Here is a 6,975-nt window from a genome sequence, read left to right on the forward strand (position 1 = left end):
TTCGCCCCACCAAGAAGCAGGGACTCTTTTTCCTCTCCCCCCCCCCCCCCCCCCCCCCCCCCTCCCCCCCCCTCCTCCCCTCCCCCCCCCCCCCCCCCCCCCCCCCCCCCCCCCCCCCCCCCCCGGGCCGTTTGCGCAGGGTGCCGGTGGGTGAGGAATTCGAGGTCGAGCGGGTGGCCGGTGGACGGCGGCCCGGAGGATGGGGGATGACCGGATGGGCGTACGGCTCGTGGTGGTGGACGACCACCGCCTGCTCGCGGAGGCGCTGGCCTCGGCGCTGAAGCTGCGAGGGCACCGGGTGCTCGCGGCGGCCGCGCCGGTGGCGGGGTCGGCGGAGCTGGTGGTGAGCCGGGCGCCGGAGGTCTGTCTCCTGGGCACGGCCGCCCCGGCCGAACCGGGGGCCTTCGACGTGGTCGTACGGATCAAGCGCGAGCGGCCGCAGGTGGCCGTGGTGGTGCTCGGCCCGGTGCCCTCGCCGCGCGGGATCGCGGCGGCGTTCGCCGCCGGGGCGTCGGGGTACGTCCGGCACGACGAGCGCATCGAGGGCGTCGAGCGCGCCCTGGTGAAGGCGAGGGCGGGGGAGTCGGCGGTGGCGCCGCAGCTGCTCCAGTCGGCCTTCGCGGAGCTGTTGCACCCCTCCGCGCAGCCGGACGACGAGGGCCAGCGGCTGCTGCGGCTCCTGACGCAGCGGGAGGTGGAGGTCCTCGTCCGGGTCGCGGAGGGGGAGGACACCCGGCTGATCGCGGAGGGGATGGGGATCGCGCCGAGCACGGCCAGGACGCATGTGCAGCGGGTCCTGATGAAGCTGGGGGTGGGGTCGCGCCTGGAGGCGGCGGCCCTCGCGGCCCGTACGGGGCTGCTCGACCGGGCGCTGCCGGTGCAGCGGGGGCCGTCCCACTGAGGTCCCCGCCGAGGTCCCCGCTCCGGTCCCCACCGGGTTCCCGCGGAGGACCTCCGAGGCGTCCCGGCCTTCCGGGTCTCCGGCCCTCCGGTGCGCGGGCCTTCTGACGTTCGGGTGAAGCCCGGTCCCTTCGTTCGTGGGAGTGACCGGGCTTCGCCGTTGACGGTGATGTTGGAATGTGATTCCTTGTGCGTGGTTATGTTTGAACCGCCGGAGGGCACCCCCGTGAAGAAGACCGTCACCACGCTCGCCGACGGGCGCGAGCTGATCTACTACGACTCCCGTGACGACGCCGTCCGCACCGCCGTCGACACCCGGCCGCTCGACCCCGTCACCTCCGCCACCGAGCTCCGGCACGACGCGCTCCTCGGGGACTCCGTCGCCGTCGCCTCGCACCGGCAGGGCCGGACGTACCACCCGCCGGTCGGCGAGTGCCCGCTCTGCCCCTCGGGCGACGGACGGCAGAGCGAGATCCCGGCCCCCGACTACGAGGTCGTCGTCTTCGAGAACCGCTTCCCCACCCTCGCCGGGGAGTCGGGCCGCTGCGAGGTCGTCTGCTTCACCGCCGACCACGAGGCCTCCTTCGCCGACCTCACCCCCGAGCGGGCCGCCCTCGTCCTCGACGCCTGGACCGACCGCACCACCGAACTCGCCGCCCGCCCCGGCGTCGAGCAGGTGTACTGCTTCGAGAACCGCGGCGCCGAGATCGGCGTCACCCTCGCCCACCCCCACGGGCAGATCTACGCCTATCCGTCCGCCACGCCCCGCACCGCCCTCATGCAGCGGCACGCGGCCGAGCACCGGGCCCGCACCGGCGGCAACCTCTTCGACGACGTCGTCGCCCGCGAACGTGCCGACGCCGAGCGGATCGTCCTGGAGACCGAGCACTGGACCGCCTTCGTGCCGTACGCCGCCCACTGGCCGTACGAGGTCCACCTCTACCCGACCCGCCGGGTGCCCGACCTGCGCGCGCTCGACGAAGAGGCCCGCACAGAGTTCCCACAGATCTATCTGGAACTCTTGAGGCGCTTCGACCGGATCTTCGGACCGGGGGAGCCGCCGACGCCGTACATCTCCGCCTGGCACCAGGCGCCGTTCACCGGTGCGGACCGCGAGGAGTTCGCCCTGCACCTGGAACTCTTCACCGTCCGCCGGACGGCCGGCAGGCTCAAGTACCTCGCGGGCACGGAGTCCGGCATGAGCGCGTTCAGCAACGACGTGCCGCCGGAGACGGCGGCCCGGCGACTCCGAGAGGTGGCAGGCAAGTGACCGAGGCAGTCAAGAAGTACCTGGTGACGGGCGGGGCCGGATACGTGGGCAGCGTCGTCGCCGCCCACCTCCTGGAGCGGGGCCACCGGGTCACCGTCCTCGACGACCTCTCCACCGGCTTCGCCGAAGCCGTCCCGGCGGGCGCCGAGTTCGTCGAGGGCCGCATCCAGGACGCGGCGCGGTGGCTGGACGACTCCTACGACGGCGTCCTGCACTTCGCCGCCTTCTCCCAGGTCGGCGAGTCCGTCGCCAAGCCCGAGAAGTACTGGGAGAACAACGTCGGCGGCACCATGGCCCTGCTCGCCGCCATGCGCTCCGCCGGCGTCCGCAGGCTGGTCTTCTCCTCCACCGCCGCGACCTACGGCGAACCGGAGACCGTCCCGATCACCGAGACCGCCCCGACCGCCCCCACCAGCCCCTACGGGGCGAGCAAGCTCGCCGTCGACCACATGATCGGCGGAGAGTGCACCGCCCACGGCCTCGCCGCCGTCTCGCTGCGCTACTTCAACGTCGCGGGGGCGTACGGCTCCCTCGGTGAACGCCACGCACCCGAGTCGCACCTCGTCCCGCTCGTCCTCCAGGTCGCCCTCGGCGACCGCGAGGCGATCTCCGTCTACGGCGACGACTACCCGACCCCCGACGGCACCTGCGTCCGCGACTACATCCACGTCGCCGACCTCGCCGAGGCCCACCTCCTGGCACTCGACGCGATGACCACGGGCGAACACCTCGTCTGCAACCTCGGCAACGGCAACGGCTTCTCCGTACGCGAGGTCGTCGACACCGTCCGCAAGGTCACCGGCCACCCGGTCCCGGAGATCACCGCCCCACGCCGGGCCGGCGACCCCGCCGTCCTCGTCGCCTCCGCCGACGCCGCCCGCGAACGACTCGGCTGGACGCCGTCCCGCACGGACCTCGCGGACGTCGTCGCCGACGCCTGGGCCTTCGCGCGGGCACGGCACGAGGGAGGCCGGGCATGAGCGTCGCCGCCGACTTCGAGGCGCTGTACGGCGCCGCCCCCGACGGTGTCTGGGCCGCTCCCGGCCGCGTCAACCTCATCGGGGAGTACACCGACTTCAACGACGGGTTCGTGCTGCCGCTCGCGCTGCCGCACACCACCGTCGCCGCCGTCTCCCGCCGCGACGACGGGGTGCTGCGCCTGCACTCCGCCGACATCGACGGCGGCATCGTCCAGCTCGCCGTCGACTCCCTCGAACCGCTCTCCGGCGGCGGCTGGGCCGCCTACCCGGCGGGCGTCGTCTGGGCGCTCCGGGAGGCCGGGCACCCGGTCACCGGCGCCGACGTCCACCTCACCTCGACCGTGCCGACCGGAGCCGGGCTCTCCTCGTCGGCCGCCCTGGAGGTCGTCACCGCGCTCGCCCTGAACGACCTGTTCGGGCTCGGGCTCTCCCGGCCCGAGCTCGCCCGGCTCGCCCAGCGCGCCGAGAACGCCTTCGTCGGCGTCCCCTGCGGGGTGATGGACCAGATGGCCTCCGCCTGCGGCGAGCAGGGCCACGCCCTCTACCTGGACACCCGGGACCTCTCGTACCGTCAGGTCCCCTTCGACCTGGCCCGGGAGGGGCTGCGGCTGCTCGTCGTCGACACCCGGGTGAAGCACGCGCTCGGCGACGGCGCGTACGCCGAGCGGCGCGCCGGTTGCGAAGCCGGTGCGCGGGCGCTCGGCGCCCGGGCCCTGCGCGACGTGAGTGTCGTGCAACTGCCCGAAGCCCTCGCACTGCTGAGCGACGAGACGGTTCTGCGTTACGTGCGGCACGTCGTCACCGACAACGCCCGCGTGGAACGCACGATCGCGCTGCTCGACGCCGGCGAGACCCGGGCCGTCGGCCCCGTCCTCACCGAGGGACACGCCTCACTCCGGGACGATCTACGGGTCTCCTGCCCGGAGCTCGACCTGGTCGTCGAGGCGGCGAACGCCGCCGGGGCGCTCGGCGCCCGGATGACCGGCGGCGGCTTCGGCGGCTCCGCCGTCGTCCTCGTCGACACCGACCGGGCGGACGCGGTCGCCGCCGCCGTCGAGAAGGCCTTCGCCGAGGCCGGCCACGCGGCCCCCGGCATCTTCCCGGCCGTCCCCTCGGCGGGCGCGCGCCGCCTCTGACCCTCCCGCGGACACCCCCGTACGGCGCCCCGACCGCCCCGTACGGGGCCGCCGACACCCTCCGTACGCCCGTACGGCTTCGGACAGTTCCGTGAATCGGCCCCCGCCGTGACGCCCCGCCCCTACTCTGAGGGGCAGCGCCGGTGGGGGCCGGTGCTGTTCAGGGGGCGAGACCCGGTCGGGTACGGCGCCGGTAGCGGGGTAACACTCAACGCACGGCGGCGGCCGCGCGGATGACGGACCCGCCTCCGGCGCCGTACCCGCGTCGGTTTTCCCGTTCCTCGACACTTGGGGGTGTCCGTGGCACGTATCCGTGTCCTCGTGGTGGACGACCACCGCGTCTTCGCCGAATCACTGGCCGCCGCACTCGCGGCCGAGCCCGATGTCGACGTCGCCGCCGCGGGCAGCGGCCCGGCCGCCCTGCGCTGCCTGGAGCGCGGCGCCGCGGAGGGCCGCAGGTTCGACGTGCTGCTCGTCGACGCCGAGCTGGGCGCCGGTCCCGCGGGGGCCGTGGCCCGCGCGGTGCCGGACGACGCCGAGAACGCCGTCGACGGGATCTCCCTGGTCGCGGGGGTGCGCACGGTCCAGCCCGCGGTCCGCACCGTCGTCCTGGCGGAGAAGGACGACCCGCACCGCGCCGCCCTGGCGCTCCAGGCCGGGGCCTCCGGCTGGGTCGCGAAGGACTGCTCCCTCCAGCGGCTCCTCGCGGTGGTCCGCGGCGTGCTGCGGGACGAGACGCATCTGCCGCCCGCGCTGCTCACGGGTGTCCTGCGGGAGCTGACGGCCGCCCGCAAGCACCGGACGGACAGCGAGCGGCTCGTGGAGTCGCTGACCCCGCGCGAGCGGGAGGTGCTGCGCTGCATGGTGGCGGGCCTGGGGCGCAAGGCCGTCGCCGAGCGTCTCTTCCTGTCCCCGCACACCGTCCGTACGCACATGCAGAACGTGCTGGGGAAGCTGGGCGTGCACTCGACCCTGGCGGCGGTCGCCCTGGCCAGGCGTGCGGGGGTGGGGCCGGCCCAGCTGGGCGAGGCGCCGCTGTCCGGACTATCCGGGGACGTTGTCGAACGGGGCGGTCAGCTGGCGTAGCAGCGCGGCGAGTTCGCCGCGCTGGCCCCGGGAGAGCTGGGCCAGGATGGCCCGCTCCTGGGCGAGCAGCCCGGCGAGCGCCTCGTCGGCGCGGTCACGTCCCTCGGGGGTGAGCCGGACCAGGACGCCGCGCCGGTCGCTGGGGTCGGGGAGCCGCTCGACGAGGCCCTTCTTGGTGAGCCGGTCGATGCGGTTGGTCATGGTGCCGGAGGTGACCAGGGTCTGGGTCAGGAGCTGGCCGGGGGAGAGCTGGTACGGGGCTCCGGCACGGCGCAGGGAGGTGAGGACGTCGAACTCCCAGGGCTCCAGCTGGTGCTCGGAGAAGGCGAGCCGACGGGCGCGGTCGAGGTGCCGGGCGAGCCGCGAGACGCGGCTGAGCACCTCGAGCGGTTCCACGTCGAGGTCGGGGCGCTCGCGGCGCCATGCTGCGACCAGTCGGTCGACCTCGTCCTCCATGACGATCAGTGTAGAGGGTCTGTTGACATAAAGTCTCTTGGGGTCAAGTTTCTCCATGTCGAGTATCTTGGAATCAAGATATATTTCCCTGGACTGTGGGGAAGGGACCCGGCCGGAACTCCGTTCCGCTTCGGCAACTCGTTCCAGCAAGGGGGCTTCGAACATGCATTCCGTGGAATCCGCCGCACCATCCGCGCCGACATGGGATCCACAGCAGTACCTCCGGCACGCGGGCCACCGCACACGGCCCTTCCTCGACCTGCTCACCCGAATACCGCACCTGCCCGCACAGGACCGGCCCGCCCGAATCGCCGACATCGGGTGTGGCCCCGGAAACGTGACGGTCCTCCTCGCCGACCGCTGGGCCGACGCCCACATCACCGGTTTCGACCTCTCGCCCGACATGCTGGAGCAGGCCGAGAAGGACTGCTCCGGCACCACCCGCGGCGGGGGCTGGATCGACTTCCGGCCCGCCGACGCGGCGCACTGGACCCCTACCGAGCCCTACGACCTGATCGTCTCCAACGCGGCCCTCCAGTGGGTGCCCAACCATCCCGAGTCCTTCGCCGGCTGGATCGACGGACTCCGGCCCGGCGGCACCCTCGCCTTCCAGGTACCCGGCAACTTCACCTCGCCCAGCCACGCCCTGCTCGGCGAACTCTGCGACACCCCCGAGTGGCGTGGCCGGCTGGGTGACCAGGGCCGGCGTTTCGTCCATATCCTCGACGCCTCCGACTACCTCACCCGCCTCACCGACCTCGGCTGCGAGACGGATGTCTGGGAGACCACGTACTGCCAGCTGCTGCAGGGCGAGGACCCCGTCCTCGACTGGGTCAAGGGCACGGCCCTGCGGCCCGTCCTCACCACCCTGGGCGACGACCGGGACGCGATCGACGCCTTCCTCGGCCAGTACCGGGACCTCCTCCGCGAGGCCTACCCCCGGGGTCCGCACGGCACGGTGTTCCCGTTCCGCCGGATCTTCGCCGTCGCCCGCAAGCCCCACTGACGCGCGCGGCCCGGCACACGCCCGGCCCGGCACAGGGGGGGGGGGGGCGGCGGGGGGGGGGGGGGGGGGGGGGGGGGGGGGGGGGGGGGGGGGGGGGGGGGGGGAAGGAGGAGGCCTAATCGCCACCCTGTTAGAGCGGGG

The 6,975-nt window shown here is 73.8% G+C and carries 7 protein-coding genes; 6 read left to right on the forward strand and 1 reads right to left on the reverse strand.

Annotated features, from left to right (window positions below; translation table 11 throughout):
• The first annotated feature begins 214 nt into the window (after nt 1-214).
• From ACZ4XX_RS35755 to ACZ4XX_RS35775, 5 genes are all read left to right on the forward strand, one after another.
• Nucleotides 215-901, forward strand: a complete 687-nt coding sequence (locus tag ACZ4XX_RS35755) for a response regulator transcription factor (protein WP_468511991.1) — start codon at nt 215-217, stop codon at nt 899-901.
• 225 nt (nt 902-1,126) lie between these two features.
• Nucleotides 1,127-2,170, forward strand: a complete 1,044-nt coding sequence (gene galT, locus ACZ4XX_RS35760; protein ID WP_468511992.1) for a galactose-1-phosphate uridylyltransferase — start codon at nt 1,127-1,129, stop codon at nt 2,168-2,170.
• The gene (gene galE / locus ACZ4XX_RS35765; protein WP_468511993.1) at nt 2,167-3,150 is read left to right on the forward strand and encodes a UDP-glucose 4-epimerase GalE; all 984 of its coding nucleotides are present in this window, start codon (nt 2,167-2,169) and stop codon (nt 3,148-3,150) included. Before galT ends, galE begins: the two co-directional genes overlap by 4 nt.
• Nucleotides 3,147-4,286, forward strand: coding sequence for a galactokinase (gene galK, locus ACZ4XX_RS35770; RefSeq protein ID WP_468511994.1), 1,140 nt, complete (start codon nt 3,147-3,149; stop codon nt 4,284-4,286). Before galE ends, galK begins: the two co-directional genes overlap by 4 nt.
• Before the next feature lie 300 nt (nt 4,287-4,586).
• The gene (locus ACZ4XX_RS35775) at nt 4,587-5,372 is read left to right on the forward strand and encodes a LuxR C-terminal-related transcriptional regulator (RefSeq protein WP_468511995.1); all 786 of its coding nucleotides are present in this window, start codon (nt 4,587-4,589) and stop codon (nt 5,370-5,372) included.
• Here ACZ4XX_RS35775 and ACZ4XX_RS35780 read toward each other — a convergent pair.
• Nucleotides 5,331-5,828: a MarR family winged helix-turn-helix transcriptional regulator gene (locus ACZ4XX_RS35780; protein ID WP_030315385.1), complete on the reverse strand. Its 498-nt coding sequence runs from the start codon at nt 5,826-5,828 to the stop codon at nt 5,331-5,333. The two genes, ACZ4XX_RS35775 and ACZ4XX_RS35780, sit on opposite strands and share 42 nt — an antisense overlap.
• A gap of 163 nt (nt 5,829-5,991) precedes the next feature.
• Here ACZ4XX_RS35780 and ACZ4XX_RS35785 point away from each other — a divergent pair, with 163 nt between their 5' ends.
• Nucleotides 5,992-6,834 (forward strand): trans-aconitate 2-methyltransferase, encoded by an 843-nt coding sequence (locus ACZ4XX_RS35785; RefSeq protein WP_468511996.1) that lies wholly within the window; start codon nt 5,992-5,994, stop codon nt 6,832-6,834.
• Nucleotides 6,835-6,975: the final 141 nt, after the last annotated feature.

The sequence above is a fragment of the Streptomyces sp. NPDC029956 genome (assembly GCF_055574655.1).

Coding starts and splice junctions, on each gene's coding strand:
- galK (WP_468511994.1), top strand. CDS start 3,147: ATGAGCGTCGCCGCCGACTTCGAGGCGCTGTACGGCGCCGCCCCCGAC.
- ACZ4XX_RS35780 (WP_030315385.1), bottom strand. CDS start 5,828: ATGGAGGACGAGGTCGACCGACTGGTCGCAGCATGGCGCCGCGAGCGC.
- ACZ4XX_RS35785 (WP_468511996.1), top strand. CDS start 5,992: ATGCATTCCGTGGAATCCGCCGCACCATCCGCGCCGACATGGGATCCA.
- ACZ4XX_RS35755 (WP_468511991.1), top strand. CDS start 215: ATGGGCGTACGGCTCGTGGTGGTGGACGACCACCGCCTGCTCGCGGAG.